This window comes from Actinoplanes sp. SE50/110 (assembly GCF_900119315.1).
In the GTDB taxonomy this organism is placed as follows: domain Bacteria; phylum Actinomycetota; class Actinomycetes; order Mycobacteriales; family Micromonosporaceae; genus Actinoplanes.
Genome location: NZ_LT827010.1, coordinates 7,906,441 through 7,921,551 on the forward strand (window position 1 = coordinate 7,906,441; position 15,111 = coordinate 7,921,551).

Annotated in this window: 13 protein-coding genes; 5 read left to right on the top strand and 8 right to left on the bottom strand. The window is 70.2% G+C overall.

The features are described from left to right. Positions 1–49: 49 nt before the first annotated feature. A complete protein-coding gene (locus ACSP50_RS35245; protein ID WP_014694104.1) occupies positions 50–1,009 on the bottom strand; it encodes a threonine/serine dehydratase in 960 nt (319 codons plus the stop codon). Positions 1,010–1,092: 83 nt separating this feature from the next. Between ACSP50_RS35245 and ACSP50_RS35250 the strand changes: the two genes are divergently transcribed. Continuing rightward, positions 1,093–2,043: a LysR family transcriptional regulator gene (locus tag ACSP50_RS35250; RefSeq protein WP_014694105.1), complete on the top strand. Its 951-nt coding sequence runs from the start codon at positions 1,093–1,095 to the stop codon at positions 2,041–2,043. Positions 2,044–2,055: 12 nt separating this feature from the next. Here ACSP50_RS35250 and ACSP50_RS35255 read toward each other — a convergent pair whose 3' ends face one another. The 4 genes from ACSP50_RS35255 to ACSP50_RS35270 all read right to left on the bottom strand — a co-directional run bounded on the left by ACSP50_RS35255 (position 2,056) and on the right by ACSP50_RS35270 (position 5,441). Beyond that, positions 2,056–2,778: a hypothetical protein gene (locus ACSP50_RS35255; protein ID WP_014694106.1), complete on the bottom strand. Its 723-nt coding sequence runs from the start codon at positions 2,776–2,778 to the stop codon at positions 2,056–2,058. Between the two features lie 2 nt (positions 2,779–2,780). Continuing rightward, entirely contained in the window at positions 2,781–3,335 is a 555-nt protein-coding gene (locus tag ACSP50_RS35260) for a SigE family RNA polymerase sigma factor (RefSeq protein ID WP_014694107.1), read from the bottom strand. A gap of 136 nt (positions 3,336–3,471) precedes the next feature. Next, positions 3,472–4,974 carry a tRNA (N6-isopentenyl adenosine(37)-C2)-methylthiotransferase MiaB gene (gene miaB / locus ACSP50_RS35265; protein ID WP_043512810.1) on the bottom strand — a complete coding sequence of 501 codons (1,503 nt, stop codon included), beginning with the start codon at positions 4,972–4,974 and terminating at the stop codon, positions 3,472–3,474. Between the two features lie 23 nt (positions 4,975–4,997). Further along, positions 4,998–5,441 (bottom strand): hypothetical protein, encoded by a 444-nt coding sequence (locus ACSP50_RS35270; protein WP_172898818.1) that lies wholly within the window; start codon positions 5,439–5,441, stop codon positions 4,998–5,000. A 134-nt stretch (positions 5,442–5,575) separates the two neighbouring features. Between ACSP50_RS35270 and ACSP50_RS35275 the strand changes: the two genes are divergently transcribed. The 4 genes from ACSP50_RS35275 to ACSP50_RS35290 all read left to right on the top strand — a co-directional run bounded on the left by ACSP50_RS35275 (position 5,576) and on the right by ACSP50_RS35290 (position 9,057). Beyond that, positions 5,576–6,319, top strand: a complete 744-nt coding sequence (locus ACSP50_RS35275) for an amino acid ABC transporter ATP-binding protein (protein ID WP_014694110.1) — start codon at positions 5,576–5,578, stop codon at positions 6,317–6,319. 62 nt (positions 6,320–6,381) lie between these two features. Next, positions 6,382–7,263 carry a glutamate ABC transporter substrate-binding protein gene (locus ACSP50_RS35280; RefSeq protein ID WP_014694111.1) on the top strand — a complete coding sequence of 294 codons (882 nt, stop codon included), beginning with the start codon at positions 6,382–6,384 and terminating at the stop codon, positions 7,261–7,263. A 41-nt stretch (positions 7,264–7,304) separates the two neighbouring features. Next, positions 7,305–8,015 carry an amino acid ABC transporter permease gene (locus ACSP50_RS35285; RefSeq protein WP_014694112.1) on the top strand — a complete coding sequence of 237 codons (711 nt, stop codon included), beginning with the start codon at positions 7,305–7,307 and terminating at the stop codon, positions 8,013–8,015. 73 nt (positions 8,016–8,088) lie between these two features. Beyond that, complete coding sequence (locus ACSP50_RS35290; RefSeq protein ID WP_014694113.1) at positions 8,089–9,057, top strand: amino acid ABC transporter permease; 969 nt, start codon at positions 8,089–8,091, stop codon at positions 9,055–9,057. 78 nt (positions 9,058–9,135) lie between these two features. Here ACSP50_RS35290 and rny read toward each other — a convergent pair whose 3' ends face one another. The 3 genes from rny to recA all read right to left on the bottom strand — a co-directional run bounded on the left by rny (position 9,136) and on the right by recA (position 15,047). Then, the gene (gene rny, locus ACSP50_RS35295; RefSeq protein ID WP_014694114.1) at positions 9,136–10,860 is read right to left on the bottom strand and encodes a ribonuclease Y; all 1,725 of its coding nucleotides are present in this window, start codon (positions 10,858–10,860) and stop codon (positions 9,136–9,138) included. A 1,920-nt stretch (positions 10,861–12,780) separates the two neighbouring features. Then, on the bottom strand, positions 12,781–13,419 hold the full coding sequence (locus ACSP50_RS35300) for a regulatory protein RecX (protein ID WP_080128271.1): 639 nt from the start codon (positions 13,417–13,419) through the stop codon (positions 12,781–12,783). Between the two features lie 581 nt (positions 13,420–14,000). Beyond that, positions 14,001–15,047: a recombinase RecA gene (recA, locus tag ACSP50_RS35305; protein ID WP_043512814.1), complete on the bottom strand. Its 1,047-nt coding sequence runs from the start codon at positions 15,045–15,047 to the stop codon at positions 14,001–14,003. Between the last annotated feature and the right edge of the window lie 64 nt (positions 15,048–15,111).

Below are 15,111 nucleotides of genomic sequence, written 5' to 3' on the forward strand. Positions count from 1 at the left end.
CCTCTGACCTCTGCGGGACGTAGACGGCCCTCAGTCTGTCATGGCATCTTCACCCTCGGCCATCGATCATCGTGCCCAGTTCGGCGCGGTCGGCGTTGCCTCCACTGCAGACCACCGCGATCCGGCGCCCGGCGAACAGGTCGGGCCGGCTCAACACCCCGGCCAGCGCGGCCGCGCCGGCCCCCTCGGCCAGGGTGTGCGCGGCGCTCGCCAGCAGTCGTCGGGCCGCCCCGATCTCGTCGTCACCGACCAGCAGGAAATCGGCCAGGCCGGCCCGCATCACCCGCTGCGGCAGCGCGTAGCCGCGCCCGGTGGCCAGGCCGGCCACCGTGGACCGGTTGGGCCGGGCGAGCAACTCGCCGGCCCGCCACGAGTCGTGTGCGGCCGGTGAGGCGGCCGACTGCACGCCGATCACCGCGCAGCGCGCGCCCAGGGCCGCGCTCACCAGGCAGGCCGCGGCCGCCCCGGTGCCGCTGCCGACCGGAACCACGATCGCGTCCAGGTCCGGTTCCCGCTCCAGAATCTCCAGGTACAGGGTGCCGACCCCGGCCAGCAGCTCGGGCGTGTCCCCGGGGCTGACCGCAAGGGCGCCGGTCTCCGCGGCCAGCTTGCCGGCGTGCTCCTGGGCGTCCTCCAGGCGGTCGCCGGCCAGCACCACGCGGGCGCCCCACGCCTCGACCGCGGCGGCCCGGCCCGGATCGGTGCCGGCCGGCATCACCACCGTGCAGGGCACGCCGTACCGGTGGCTGGCGTAGGCCAGCGACTGCGCGTGGTTCCCGGTCGACCAGGTGAGCGTCCCGCGGGCCCGGTCGGCGGCCGGCAGGGCGTCCAGCAGGGTCAGTCCGCCGCGCACCTTGAACGCGCCGACCGGCTGCGCGTTCTCGTGCTTGACCAGCACGGTCGCGCCGGCCGCCCGGTCCAGCAGCGGGTAGCCGCCGAGCGGGGTGGGCGCCAGGTGGCGGCGGACGACGGCGTGGGCGGCGCGGAAGTCGGCGAGGGTCAGCTCCATGCGTCGATCCTCGGGCGCGGCAACGCATCGGTCCAATGCCGGATCGCTCGATGTCTCATAGATCCGGTTGATAGATTGCCGGTGTGCTCGACGTGACCCGGCTGCGGGTGCTGGTCGCCGTGGCCCGGTGCGGGTCGGTGACCGCGGCCGCGCAGGCCCTGCACTACGCCCAGCCCTCGGTCAGCCACCACCTGGCCCGGCTGGAGGCGGAGACCGGCAGCCGGCTGATCCAGCGGGCCGGGCGCGGCATCCGCCTCACCGACGCCGGGCGGATGCTGGCCGAGCGCGCCGAGGAGATCCTGGGCCGGCTCGACGCGGCCGAGGCGGAGCTGGCGGCGCACACCGGGCTGCGGTCCGGGCGGGTGCGGCTGGCCGCCTTCCCCAGCGCGCTGGGGACCTTCGTGCCGGCCGCGGCGGCCGGGTTCGTCGGCGCGCACCCCGGGATCGACCTGCGCTTCACCGAGGCCGAGCCGCCCGCCGCGGTGCGGCTGCTGCGCAGCGGCGAGGTGGAGGTGGCGCTGCTGTTCACCTATCCCGGGGAGACGGTGCCGGACCTGGACGGGCTGCGGCCCGAGCCGCTGCTCGAAGAGCGGCTGTATCTGGTGACGCCCGGCGACCGGGCCGGGGACACCCTCGCCGACCATCGGGACCGGCCGTGGATCAGCGGCTGCGAGCGCTGCCGGGCGGAGCTGCTGCGGGTCTGCGCGGCGGCCGGCTTCACCCCGGACATCCGTTTCACCACCGACGACTACGTCGCGGTGCAGGCGCTGGTCGCGGCCGGTCTCGGCGTCACGGTCCTGCCCGCGCTGGCGTTGGCCGCACACCAGGATCCGGGCGTACGGACGGTGGCACTGCCCGATACCGCCCGCACCGTCTACGCGGCGGTGTACGGGGACACGCCGGACCCGCCCGGCACCACCGCGCTGCTGGGTCATCTGCGGGCGGCGGCCGGGCTACCCGCGTACGCGTCGATCGGGAACCTGAACCGGCCGCGGACCGCGAGCGGACCGCGGCCGGGCCGCAGCGGGTGGTGACCGGTCAGACCGTCACTTGCCGGTCTTGCCGGTCTTGCCGGTCGATGCGGCCATCCGGTCGACGGCCTCTTTGCTCACGTGCAGGCCGGCACCGAGCTCCAGGAGCTGGTCCCGGGTCAGCGGGACATCCGCCTGGACGGTGGCGTAGACCTTCGGCGACACCAGGATCATCAGCTGCTGCAGCGGGGCGGCGCCGTGCAGGACCGCCGGGAACCCGCCGACCGTCACCTTCTCGCCGTCGTCGTTGCCCTCCCGGTACCAGGTCGGCTCCAGATAGATGCCGATCTTGTCGGTCAGCACGCTCGGGTCGTACCGCGGATCCTTCGACGGGTCGGCGCCCGGCGGCGGATTCTTGACCGATGCCGGGGCGATCGTCAGACCGCCCTCGTCGTCCTTCTGGACGAAGTAGCCCTCCGGCACCTTGTCGATGGTGAACCACTTCGGCTGCGCGCCGGTGTAGTCGACCAGCTTGACGCGGGCGGCGGGCGTGCTCCCGGCGGCGGCCGGCAGGCTGGCGGCGACGGCCGGCCCGGACGGCGCGGTGCCGGTGACCGCACCGGTCACCGAGATGGTGGCGACGATCGCGGCCATCCCGAACGCGGTCACCGCGCTGGTCCGGAAGGTGCGGCGACGGCGCAGGGCGCGCTGCCCGCGTTCCACGTCGGCGGCGATGGTGTCCGCGGCGGCGGCCTCGATCGGGCCGCCGAAGCGCTCGAGTCTGGTGTGCAGGTCCATGATCAGCTGGCTCCCTGTGGTTGGCCGGAGAAGGTGGTCGCGAGGGCGGGCTGCCCCAGCGCGGCACGCAGTTTGTCGAGAGCCCGGGCCGTCTGGCTCTTCACCGTGCCGGCTGAGCAGCCCAGCGCCCGGGCCGTCTCGGCCACGTCCATGTCGTGGACGAACCGAAAGACGACCGCCGCGCGCATCCGCGGGGGCAGTTCGCCGAGCGCCCGGGCCAGTTCCGGATCGCCGTCGTCCGCGCCGACGAGCTCGCCGGCCCGGTCCGGGACGTCCGCGACCGGCCGCTCGTGCCGCCGCCAGATCCGTTTGCGCTCGTCGACCAGCGCGTTGAAGAGGGCCCGCCGCACGTAGGCGTCCGGGCTGTCGGCCCGCCCGAAGGCCGCCCACGAGACGTAGAGCTTCGTCAGCGCGGTCTGCACGAGATCCTCGGCGAGAAAGGCGTCACCGGCGGTCAGCAACCGCGCGGTGTACACCATCCGGCCGCGTTGCTCGGCCACGAAGCCGGCGAACTGGCTGTCACGCTCGGTGTTACCCGAGCCTCTGTCTGCTCTCACGTCCGGATAGACCGGCGAGGGCGGCGGCCAGGTTGCACGATCGCGGGACGACCTGGCCGCGCGTGGACCGGGAAAGGGCCAGGATCCGTCCCGCGGATCATGGCCGTCGGGGGTAGCGGGTAGCCGGTCGAGAACCTTAGAGGGCGCAGCCCTCGGCGGCCGGCAGCGGCGCCGGGACACCGATCGTCGGCAGGCCCAGTGAGACGCCCTTGAGCTTCGGCGTGGTGCCCGCCTCGGCGGCGTCGCCGGCCCGGGTGCGGCGGTGCGAGAGCGGCGCGCCGTCGGCGTTGAGGTGGTGCGGCGCGGCGTAGGTGATCACCGTCTCGACGATGTCGCCCGGGCGCGGGCTGAGGTCGCCGGTCGCGAAGTGGACCAGGCGGCCGTCCCGGGCCCGGCCGCTCATCCGGCCGGTGCGCTCGTCCTTGCGACCCTCGCCGACCGCGACCAGCACCTCGACGGTCTCGCCGACCAGTTTCCCGTTCTCCGCCCAGGTGATCTCCTCGAGGGTGGCGATCAGGCGCTCGTAGCGCTCCTGGACCACCTTCTTCGGCACCTGCTCCGCCATCGTGGCGGCCGGGGTGCCGGGACGCTTCGAGTACTGGAAGGTGAAGGCGCTGGAGAAGCGGGCCCGGCGGACCACCTCGAGGGTCTGCTCGAAGTCCTCGTCGGTCTCGCCGGGGAAGCCGACGATGATGTCCGTCGTGATCGCGGCGTCCGGCATCGCGGCCCGCACCTTGTCGATGATGTCCAGGTATTTCTCCTGGCGGTAGCTACGGCGCATCGCCTTGAGCACCCGGTCCGAGCCGGACTGCAGCGGCATGTGCAGCGAGTGGCAGACGTTCGGCGTCTCGGCCATCGCGGCGATCACGTCGTCGGTGAAGTCCTTCGGATGCGGACTGGTGAACCGGACCCGCTCCAGGCCCTCGACGTCACCGCAGGCGCGCAGCAGCTTGCCGAAGGCGAGCTTGTCACCGAACTCGACGCCGTACGAGTTCACGTTCTGCCCGAGCAGGGTGACCTCGAGGACGCCCTCGGCGACCAGCGCGCGGACCTCGGCCAGCACGTCGCCCGGGCGGCGGTCCTTCTCCTTGCCGCGCAGCGACGGCACGATGCAGAACGTGCAGGTGTTGTTGCAGCCCACCGAGATCGACACCCAGCCGGCGTAGGTCGACTCCCGCTTGGTCGGCAGCGTCGACGGGAACACCTCGAGCGACTCGAGGATCTCCACCTGCGCCTGCTCGTTGTGCCGGGCACGCTCCAGCAGGGCCGGCAGCGAGCCGATGTTGTGGGTGCCGAAGACCACGTCGACCCAGGGCGCCTTCTTGACGATGTCGCCCTGATCCTTCTGCGCCAGGCAGCCGCCGACGGCGATCTGCATGCCGGGGTTCTTCAGCTTCGTGGGACGCAGGTGGCCCAGGTTGCCGTAGAGGCGGTTGTCGGCGTTCTCCCGGACCGCGCAGGTGTTGAAGACCACCACGTCGGCGGCGTCGGCGTCAGCGGCGCGCACGTAGCCCGCGTCCTCCATCAGCCCGGAGATCCGCTCGCTGTCGTGCACGTTCATCTGGCAGCCGTAGGTGCGCACATCATAGGTGCGCGCGGCGCTGGGCATCCCGGAACTGCTCTGCATCTCGGTAGTCATGGCAATTGACCAGGGTACTGCGGTCAGGCCGCGGCCCGGAACCGGGAGCGGGCGCAACCCGGGCCGGTGGCGCAGTCCGGGTCGGCGCCGGTGCACGGGCGGGCATGCCGCCGTTCGACACCGTCGTCGGTCTCCTCCTCCTCGACGTGCACGGCGCGCAGCGTCCCGTCCGGCTCGGCCAGCACGTACCGGGTCGGGTTGAGGGTGTCGTCGGGCAGCAGCAGCGCGGCGCCCAGCCGAACCGCGACCGCGCTGGCGATCGTCTCCTCGGCGAGGTGGCCCGGGGCCAGGAATACATCGATCAGTGTCGGAAAATCGCCACCGACCTGATAAACGTCGCAGAGCAGGCCGCCGAAGCCCCCCCCGGCGATCTCCCCCACCGGGGTTTCCAACGCTCCAGCCAGGGCGTTCCGCACGCGCTCGGGCTCGATCAGCCCGGCGGCGGACCAGTTCCAGAGGCCAGCCATACCCGTCATGGTCTACGTCCCTTTCGCCCCGCGCCGGCTGCGTTACCGCTCCGTGACCATTCTCGTCGCATTCCGATACCTGTGTCCCCCTAAGGTGGCACCCATCGAGTGACCGACGAGCGGATGGACACGGGGTGGCAGGCGAGGCTCTCATCGTTCTGGAGAACGTGAACAAGTGGTTCGGCCCGCTGCACGTGCTGAAAGATGTTGATCTGTCGGTCGAGCGGGGCGAGGTCGTCGTCGTCATCGGACCGTCCGGTTCGGGCAAGTCGACGCTGTGCCGGGCGATCAACCGGCTGGAGCCGATCGACTCCGGCTCGATCACCTTCGACGGTCAGCCGCTGCCCGCCGAGGGCCGGGCGCTGGCCCGGCTGCGCAGCGAGGTCGGCATGGTCTTCCAGTCGTTCAACCTGTTCGCGCACAAGACCATCGTGCAGAACGTGATGCTCGGCCCGGTCAAGGTCCGCAAGGAGAAACCGGCCGCCGCCCGGGAGCGCGCGATGGCGCTGCTCGACCGGGTCGGCATCGCCGCCCAGGCGGACAAGTTCCCGGCCCAGCTCTCCGGCGGCCAGCAGCAGCGGGTCGCGATCGCCCGGGCGCTGGCCATGCAGCCCAAGGCGTTGCTCTTCGACGAGCCGACCAGCGCGCTCGACCCGGAGATGGTCGGCGAGGTGCTGGACGTGATGACCGCCCTGGCCCGGGAGGGGATGACCATGGTGGTGGTCACCCACGAGATGGGCTTCGCCCGGCACGCGGCGAACCGGGTGGTCTTCATGGCCGACGGCCAGCTGGTCGAGCAGGCGACACCCGCCGAGTTCTTCGCCAATCCGAAGAGCGAGCGGGCGCGCGACTTCCTTTCCAAGATCCTGACGCACTGATCCACCTCACAGACCGCCCCCAAGACTGTTCAGCGGTTCGATCTAACAAGGAGAAGAGGACCATGCGTTTGCAGCGTCTCGCGGCTGTTGCCACGGCTACCGCCCTGGTATTCGGCCTGGCCGCGTGCGGCGACAAATCCGACGGGGGCTCCAAGTCGGGTGCCGGCAGCAAGTCGTTCCCCGCGGGTAGCACGATGGAGCGTCTCAACAAGGCCCAGACGATCAAGGTCGGCACCAAGTTCGACCAGCCCGGCTTCGGGCTGAAAGGACTGTCCGGCAAACCGGAGGGCTTCGACGTCGAGATCTCCAAGATCATCGTCAAGGAACTGGGGATTCCGGCCGACAAGATCCAGTACGTCGAGACACCGTCGAAGGTCCGTGAGGACTCGATCGTGAACAACACGGTCGACTTCGTGGTCGCCACGTACACGATCAACGACGAGCGCAAGAAGCGGGTCGCGTTCGCCGGGCCGTACTACGAGGCCGGCCAGAACATCCTGGTCAAGGCAGACGACTCGACCATCACCGGGCCGGACTCCTTCAAGGACGGCACCAAGAAGGTCTGCTCGGTCACCGGCTCGACGCCGGCCGAGAAGATCAAGACGTACGTCAAAGACGTCCCCAGCCAGGTGGTGCTCTTCGACACCTACGACAAGTGCATCGCCGCCCTCGACGGTGGCCAGGTCAATGCGGTGACCACGGACAACGTGATCCTGCTGGGCTACATCTCGAAGAACCAGGGCAAGTACAAGCTGGCCGGGCCCAACTTCACCAAGGAGCCGTACGGCATCGGCGTGAAGCTGGAGGACAAGGACTTCCGGACGTTCATCAACGACACGCTGGAGAAGTCGTTCGCCGACGGCAGCTGGAAGAAGGCCTGGGACGACACCGCCGGCAAGTTCGGCGCCGAACTGGGTGCCGCGCCGACGGTCAACCGCTACTGATTTCCGCCCACTGATCCGGTGACGAGGAGGAAGCCCGGCCCGTGAGTGTGATCTTCGATCGATTCGACGTCTTCGCGGGCGGCTTCTGGCTCACGCTCCAGATCTGCGTGCTCGCCGCGATCGGCGCCCTGTTCCTGGGCGCCGTCGTGGCGGTGCTCCGCATCTCCCCCGTCCCGCCGCTGCGGGCGCTGGGCACCGCGTATGTCACCGTCTTCCGGAACATGCCGCTGACCGTGGTCATGTTCTTCGCCGCGTTCGCCCTGCCGGCTCTCGGCTCGAACGCCGACTTCCTCCGCATTCCGGTGCTCGACGCGATCTTCACCCGGCTCGGCACCGACCTGCCGTACTTTCGCTTCGCCCTGATCGCGCTGGTGCTCTACACCGCCGCTTTCGTCTGCGAGGCGCTGCGCTCCGGTGTCAACGCGGTGCAGCCCGGGCAATCCGAGGCCGCCCGGTCGCTGGGCATGACATTCGGTCAGAACCTGCGGTACGTCGTTCTGCCGCAGTCCTGGAAGGCGTCCATCGTGCCGCTCGGTTCGGTGATCATCGCAATGATCAAGAACTCCGCGCTGATCGGTTTCTTCGGCGTCGTCGGCGACCTGTCACAGACCGCCGACCAGCTCACCTCGGCGGAGGGCCTCGCCTTCGTACCCGTCGCCATCGGCGTCTCGATCGGATATCTGATCATGACTGTGCCCCTGGGCGCCCTTCTCGACCGGATCGAACGCAGGCAGGCGGTGACCGCCCGATGAGCAGGCTCGGCAATGACCCGATGGGCATCGGTGTCACCGGTCGGTGGCACCGCGGCGCGACAGAGGTGACCCCGTGAGTCAGCAGAGCGTTCTCTACGACGTTCCGGGCCCCCGCCAGCGCCGCATCACGCTGATCTCCAGCCTGCTCGTCGCGATCGGGCTGCTGGCCGGAATCTACTATCTGATCTATCTGCCCCTGCACCACAAGGGGCAATTCTCGATGAAGCTCTGGGGTCCGCTCATCGACCCCGGCAACGAGGATTTCAGCGCCGTGTGGGACCGCATCGGCGTCGGGGTCAAGAACACGCTGACCGCCGCGGTGTTCGCCATCATCGGCTCCCTGATCATCGGGACGCTGCTGAGCGTGCTGCGGATCGAACTCGAGTCGCTGGCCCGGCGCCGCTTCCCCGGCATCGCCGCCCCCGTCGCTCTCCTGTTGCGCGCGCTCAGCGTGGCGCTCGCGTGGGCGACCCGGATCTGCATCGAGGTCTTCCGCGGGCTGCCCGTAGTCCTCACCATCTTCTTCGTGGCGCGGGGCCTGCCCGAGTTCGGTGTCAGCATGGACACCCTCTGGTATCTCGTGATCGGCCTGACGATCTACAACTCGGTGGTCATCGGCGAGATCCTGCGCTCCGGCATGACCGGCCTGCCACCCGGACAGCGGGAGGCGGCCGCCGCGATCGGCCTCTCCTCGCCGCAGACCACCATGATCGTGCTGCTCCCGCAGGCTTTCCGGATCATGCTGCCCGCCCTGATCAGCCAGCTTGTCGTGGTGCTCAAGGACACCTCCCTCGGGTTCATCATCAGCTACGAGGAGACCCTGAACATCGGTAAGCAGATCATCGGCGTGCTGAGCAACCCCATCCAGGTGTACGCCGTGATCGGGACGCTCTTCATCCTGGTCAACTACTCCCTCTCCAAGCTGGCTCAATACGTCCAGCGGCGCCTTTCCCGCGGTCGCAAGACCGCCGGCATGCCGCGCCGGCAGCCGCCGACGGCAGCGCTGATCGCCCAAGCCGAAGGCGCCGGCGGAACCGCCTGACCGACGGTCGTCGGGGCCGCACAAAGGCCCCTCCCCGCCGCCATCGACCGCGCTCGCACGGTCAGGAACCGCGGGAGATCAGCGAGCCAACTCGGTGACCCGGGACTCGCGGACGACGGTGACGCGGATCTGACCGGGGTAGGTGAGTTCCTCCTCGATCTGCTTGGCGACGTCGCGGGCCAGGACCGCCGCACCGATGTCGTCGATGTCGTCGGGGCGGACCATCACCCGGATCTCCCGGCCGGCCTGCATCGCGAACACCTTCTCGACGCCCAGCTTGCCGCCGGCGATCTCCTCGATCCGCTCCAGGCGCTTGACGTACGCCTCCAAGCTCTCCCGCCGCGCTCCCGGCCGGCCGCCGGAACAGGCGTCCGAAGCCTGGGTGAGCACCGCCTCGATGGTCTGCGGCGGCACCTCGTTGTGATGAGCCTCGATGGCGTGGACGATCTCCTCGTGCTCGCCGTACTTGCGGGCCACATCCGCGCCGATCAGCGCGTGACTGCCCTCCACCTCGTGGGTGAGTGCCTTGCCGATGTCGTGCAGGAACGCCGCCCGCTTCATGATCGGCACGTCCAGACCCAGCTCGGCCGCCATGATCCCGGCGATGTGCGCGGTCTCCACCAGGTGCTTGAGCACATTCTGGCCGTAACTCGTCCGGTATCGCAGCCGGCCCAGCAGCTTCACCAGCTCCGGGTGGATGTTGGTGATCCCGACGTCGACCAGCGCCTCCTCGGCGGCCCGGTCGCAGAGCCGCTCCACCTCGTTCTTGGCGCTGTCGAAGACCTCCTCGATCCGGTGCGGGTGGATCCGGCCGTCCAGCACCAACTTCTCCAGCGTCAACCGGCCCACCTCGCGGCGCACCGGGTCGAAACAGGAGAGCAGCACCGCCTCCGGGGTGTCGTCGATGATCAGGTTGACCCCGGTGGTCGACTCGAAGGCCCGGATGTTGCGGCCCTCGCGGCCGATGATCCGGCCCTTCATCTCGTCACTCGGCAGGTGCAGCACGCTGACCACGCTCTCCGCGGTCTGCTCGCTGGCGATCCGCTGGATCGCGTCGACCACGATGTGCCGGGCCCGGGTGTCCGCGGTGCTCCGCGCATCCTGCTCGATGTCCCGGATCAGGATGGCGGCCTCCCGCTTCGCCTGACCCTCGATCGCGTCGATCAGCTCGCCCTTCGCGGTCTCCGTGGTCAGCCCGGCGATCCGCTCCAGCTCGCGGCGCTTGGTGTTCTCCGCCGCCTCGACCTCCGTCTCCCGGGCCTTCAAGGTCGCCTCCCGCTTCGCCAGCTCCGACTCCAGGGCGACGAGCCGGCGCTCCCGCTCCACCAGGCGCTCCACCTCCTCGCCGTGCAGCCGCTCCCGCTCGTCGATCCGGGCAGCCCGCCGCTCCACCTCCGCGGCCTGCTCCTTCACCGTGGCGTTGAGCAGCGCGATCTCCCGCTCCCCGGACCGCCGGGCCGCGGTGCGCAGCTGCTCCACATCCGCCTCGGCCTGGCGGTGGGCGTGCTCCAGGATGGTGTCGGCTTCGCTGTGCGCGTTCTCCAGCACCCGGCGGGCCTCGGCCCGGGCGGCGGCGGCCTCGGCTTTCGCGGCGGCGGCCTCGGCACGCACCGAAGCGGCCTTGGCATTGGCGTCGGCGACCTTCGCCTGCGCGACACCGACCTCCTGCTCCTGCCGGTCGTGGGCGTCCTGCCGTTCGGTCCGCAGCTGACCCAGCGCACGGGCGCCCAGGGTCAAGCCGACGATCACCGACACGGCGAGCACGACGATCGCTACTACCAGCACCCAGTATTGGGGGGCCATCTCGCCGCGTCTCCCTTCGCCGCCGGCGCGGTGTGCACGCGCGCGGGCTCTCTGCGGGATGCCCGACCAAGGCAGATGACCGGCTCACACGCTCCGCCGTACGACTACCAGCTTCGCCTCTCGGGTTGACTGGCTGCCGCCTGTTCCGGCTACCTGACCGGAATCGGGGCGGCTCACACCTGCTCCGGCCCGGTTCGTCGGTTCCCTGATCCCGAGCCGGTGAGGTCGGCGGCCCCTTCCGCGGCCGGCCCCTTCCGCAACCGGCGGCTTCGGATGCCGGCGCTTCCGCGGTCGGCGCCTCGATGACCAGCCCGCTTCAGCAACCAGCCCTCTCAGCGACCGGCGGCTTCAGATGCCGGCGCCCTGAGCAAGCAGCCCCCTGAGCGGCTGCCTTGGAGCGACCAATGGCTCGGTCGTCGTCGGCGTCGGTGCGTCGTGCGGGGTCGGTGCGGCATGCGACGGTTCGGCGTCTGGCACGTTTCAGCCGGACCGTCGGATCCGTCCCGAGCGCGCCGTCGCCGGGCAGCATCGCCTGCCGGGCGACCTGCCCGCCCGGAGTCCGGGACGGGAGCCGTCCGACCTGCCCGCATGCCCGGCGCGGAGTCGTCCGGCCTGCCGCCCGGTTGCCCGGGACGGAATCCGTCCGACCTGCCGCCCGCTGCGCCAACCGGCTCGCGAGCGCCACGCCGCCCCGTCACGCCTCGTTCCGTCGCCGAACCCGGCCGGCGATCGTCAACGGAGTGTGACAATGCCTCGCGCGGTTTCCTCCCGTCGAAGCTCTGTCGGACCCCGCCGGCGAGTGCCGTCGGCCTCCGCGTCCGGGTCGCTGGATGGTGACTCGGGATCAGAGTGTGTGTGGAGTTGTAGGTCGACCGCTGAATATCTCACCACCCCCGCGCGGTCAGCGGGAGGCGACGCCTTCGACGGACCAGGCCCGTCAAGTGATGCCGTAATGTAATGAGATCTATGTTGTGTGTGTTGCTTGCGATGGTCGAGCAAACCTTGTGTAACGCGAGGCTAGGTCGCAAGTGCCGCTTCGGTCAAGGACTCATGATTCGGCAGCGGATAGGACGTAGGGCACAGACCCGCTTACGCCCAGCTCACGATATCGCCCGGATATTTCCGACGTGCCACCACATCGAGTACTTCCAGGACCGGCCCACACCCGCTGGCCAGCACACTGGAAAAGCCCCTCAGCCATTATTCCGCCCGCCGGCAACCGCCCTCACACCACACCGAGCGTGACGACAGCAGGCCGACACCCACCGATCCGGAGCTTCTCCCCGAACAGGCAGAGTTTTCACATCCGGACTATATCGCCCTGGACCGCCTATACCTCACGAATGCCCCGGCTCGCCCGTCCAAGCATCCCGCCTTCCGGGAACGGGCGCCCGCCGCTACGTACGTCCGCTCAGTGTCTGACCACATTCTCAGCCTGCCGGCGGACAGGTTGCCGGCACCCGCGAAGCGTCTCCGCAGCCCTCCGCGAAGACCCTCGACAACTTCTCTCCGCTCATGACCAGACGTCACCAAGCGCAACCGAACCGCCCTACTCACCGCCGAGCCGACAGAGCCCAGCCGCCGGCATCCCCGCGTTCGCAGAACAGTCGCCTACAGCGGCCCGCACACCAGGAGCCCTGACCTGAACCATCGCCGGCCGCCTGCGACCCGGGGGCACCCCTCCGCGGCAAGGTCAGACGCACCGTCCCGACGAAGCGCCACGCCATACCCGGCAAAGTCAGACGCACCGTCCCCACAGAGCGCCACGCCATACCCGGCAAGGTCAGACGCACGGTCCCCACAGAGCGCCACGCCATACCCGGCAAGGTCAGACGCACCGTCCCGACGAAGCGCCACGCCATGCCCGGTCAAAGTCGGACGCACTGTTTCGGCAGAGTGCGGCCTCCTGTTCCGGCGGGGTCAGGAGTGCGGGTCTTCGGCCTGGTCGGCGAGGGCATCGGCGTCCACGGCGTCAGCGAACTCAGCGGCTTCCGCGTCGCGGGCGGCAAGGGCCTCCTTGACCGCCCGGATGGCGATGCCCACCGGATAACCCTTGCGGGCCAGCATGGCGACCAGGCGTCGGAACACCGCCTCCGGCGTGCCGCTGGCGGTCCGCAGCTTCCGGTCGACGAGCGCCCGGGCGGTCTCTGCCTCGGACTCGTCGTCGACGCTCTCCAGCGCCTCTCCAGCCACCTCGGCGTCCACACCGCGCTGCCGCAGTTCGTTGGCGAGAGCCCGGCGCGCCAGGCCACGACCGTGGTGCCGGCTGGACACCCAGGCCCGCGCGAACGCCGCGTCGTTGATGATGCCGACCTCGTCATACCGATCGAGGACCTCGGCGATCACCTCCTCGGAGATCTCCTTCCGGGCCAGCACCTTGGCCAATTCGGCACGTGTCCGCGGCCGCACCGCAAGCTGGCGCAGGCAGATCTCCCGCGCCCGCTCCGACTCACTCTGCGCAGGTCCCGCCGGTTTCCGCTCACCGGCACCCCCGCCGCCCCGAGCGCCCGCTCGCAGGGCGAACCGACCGTCCGACCCCTCGCCCTCCGGGCCGCCGATCTCTAGGCCGAACTGACCGCCGGAACCCCCGGCACCCGGACGGCCCGATCTCCCGCCGGGCTGACCGTCGGAAGCTCCGCCGCCCGAACGACCCCATCTCCCGCCGGGCAGATCGTCGGAAGCTCCGCCGCCCGAACGGCCCCATCTCCCGCCGGGCTGACCGTCGGAAGCTCCGCCGCCCGAACGGCCCGATCTCCCGACGGGCTGATCGCTGGAAGCCGCCTGGCCGCTCCAGGGCAGGCCTTGAACGGCCGGACCGCCGGAGCGGTCGCGTGGGCGCCCGCCGAAGCGGCCGGCAGACCCGGCGTCGCTGGAGGCGGGGTCATCGCCGGGTGCTTCGGACAGGTCGGTGTCATCGGAGGCCTCACTGGAGGAACCGAAGGTCTGCCAGAGGCTGGGGTCGTCAGCGTCCGGCCGGCGACGGGCCGCAGAGCCACGCCGACCGGAATCGCGACGGTCTTGGCCCGGGCCGCGGCCCGGGGTTTCGTCGTCCGGCGCATCGGCGCCGGACCGGGGCGGGAGGGCATCCCAGCCGCGCCCGGACCGGGCACCACGTCGTCCGGCCATGTCGGATTACCGGATCAGAAGTCGACCGGCGGCAGCTCGGGGCCACCGGCAGCGTCCCCGGAGGTCTGCCCGACGCCGAGCTTCTCCAGGATCTTCTTCTCGATCTCGGCGGCGACGTCCGGGTTCTCCTTGAGGAACTCCCGCGCCTTCTCCTTGCCCTGGCCGAGCTGGTCGCCGTCATACGTGTACCAGGCGCCGGACTTGCGGATGATGCTCTGCTCGACACCCACGTCGATGAGCGAGCCCTCGCGGGAGATGCCCTTGCCGTACATGATGTCGAACTCGGCCTGCTTGAACGGGGCCGCGACCTTGTTCTTCACGACCTTGACCCGGGTGCGGTTACCGACCACGTCGGTGCCGTCCTTCAGGCTCTCGATGCGGCGCACGTCGAGCCGGACCGAGGCGTAGAACTTCAGCGCGCGACCACCGGTCGTCGTCTCCGGCGAGCCGAACATCACGCCGATCTTCTCGCGGAGCTGGTTGATGAAGATCGCCGTGGTGCCGGTGTTGTTGAGCACGCCGGTGATCTTGCGGAGCGCCTGGCTCATCAGCCGGGCCTGCAGACCGACATGGCTGTCACCCATCTCGCCCTCGATCTCGGCGCGCGGCACCAGGGCGGCGACCGAGTCGATGACGATGATGTCGAGCGCACCGGAGCGGATCAGCATGTCCGCGATCTCCAGCGCCTGCTCGCCGGTGTCCGGCTGGGACACCAGCAGGGCGTCGGTGTCGACGCCGAGAGCCCGCGCGTAGTCCGGGTCGAGCGCGTGCTCCGCGTCGATGAACGCCGCGGTGCCGCCGGCCTTCTGCGCGTTGGCCACCGCGTGCAGTGCGACGGTGGTCTTACCGCTGGACTCCGGCCCGTACACCTCGATGACCCGGCCACGCGGCAGGCCGCCGACGCCGAGCGCCACGTCGAGCGCGATCGAGCTGGTCGGGATCACGGCGGTCTGCACGACCGGCCGCTCACCGAGCCGCATCACCGAGCCCTTGCCGAACTGCTTGTCGATCTGTGCCAGCGCCAGTTCGAGCGCCTTTTCCCGGTCCGGTGCTGCCACCATTGCTGTCACCCCTGTATTGGACTTCGCGTTCTTCGCCACGGCCGACACGGTATGCGGTGGGTAT

Bases quoted from the DNA above. Each gene is read 5' to 3' on its own strand.
- ACSP50_RS35245 (WP_014694104.1), bottom strand. From the start codon at position 1,009: ATGGAGCTGACCCTCGCCGACTTCCGCGCCGCCCACGCCGTCGTCCGC.
- ACSP50_RS35255 (WP_014694106.1), bottom strand. From the start codon at position 2,778: ATGGACCTGCACACCAGACTCGAGCGCTTCGGCGGCCCGATCGAGGCC.
- miaB (WP_043512810.1), bottom strand. From the start codon at position 4,974: ATGACTACCGAGATGCAGAGCAGTTCCGGGATGCCCAGCGCCGCGCGC.
- ACSP50_RS35270 (WP_172898818.1), bottom strand. From the start codon at position 5,441: ATGGCTGGCCTCTGGAACTGGTCCGCCGCCGGGCTGATCGAGCCCGAG.
- ACSP50_RS35280 (WP_014694111.1), top strand. From the start codon at position 6,382: ATGCGTTTGCAGCGTCTCGCGGCTGTTGCCACGGCTACCGCCCTGGTA.
- rny (WP_014694114.1), bottom strand. From the start codon at position 10,860: ATGGCCCCCCAATACTGGGTGCTGGTAGTAGCGATCGTCGTGCTCGCC.
- recA (WP_043512814.1), bottom strand. From the start codon at position 15,047: ATGGTGGCAGCACCGGACCGGGAAAAGGCGCTCGAACTGGCGCTGGCA.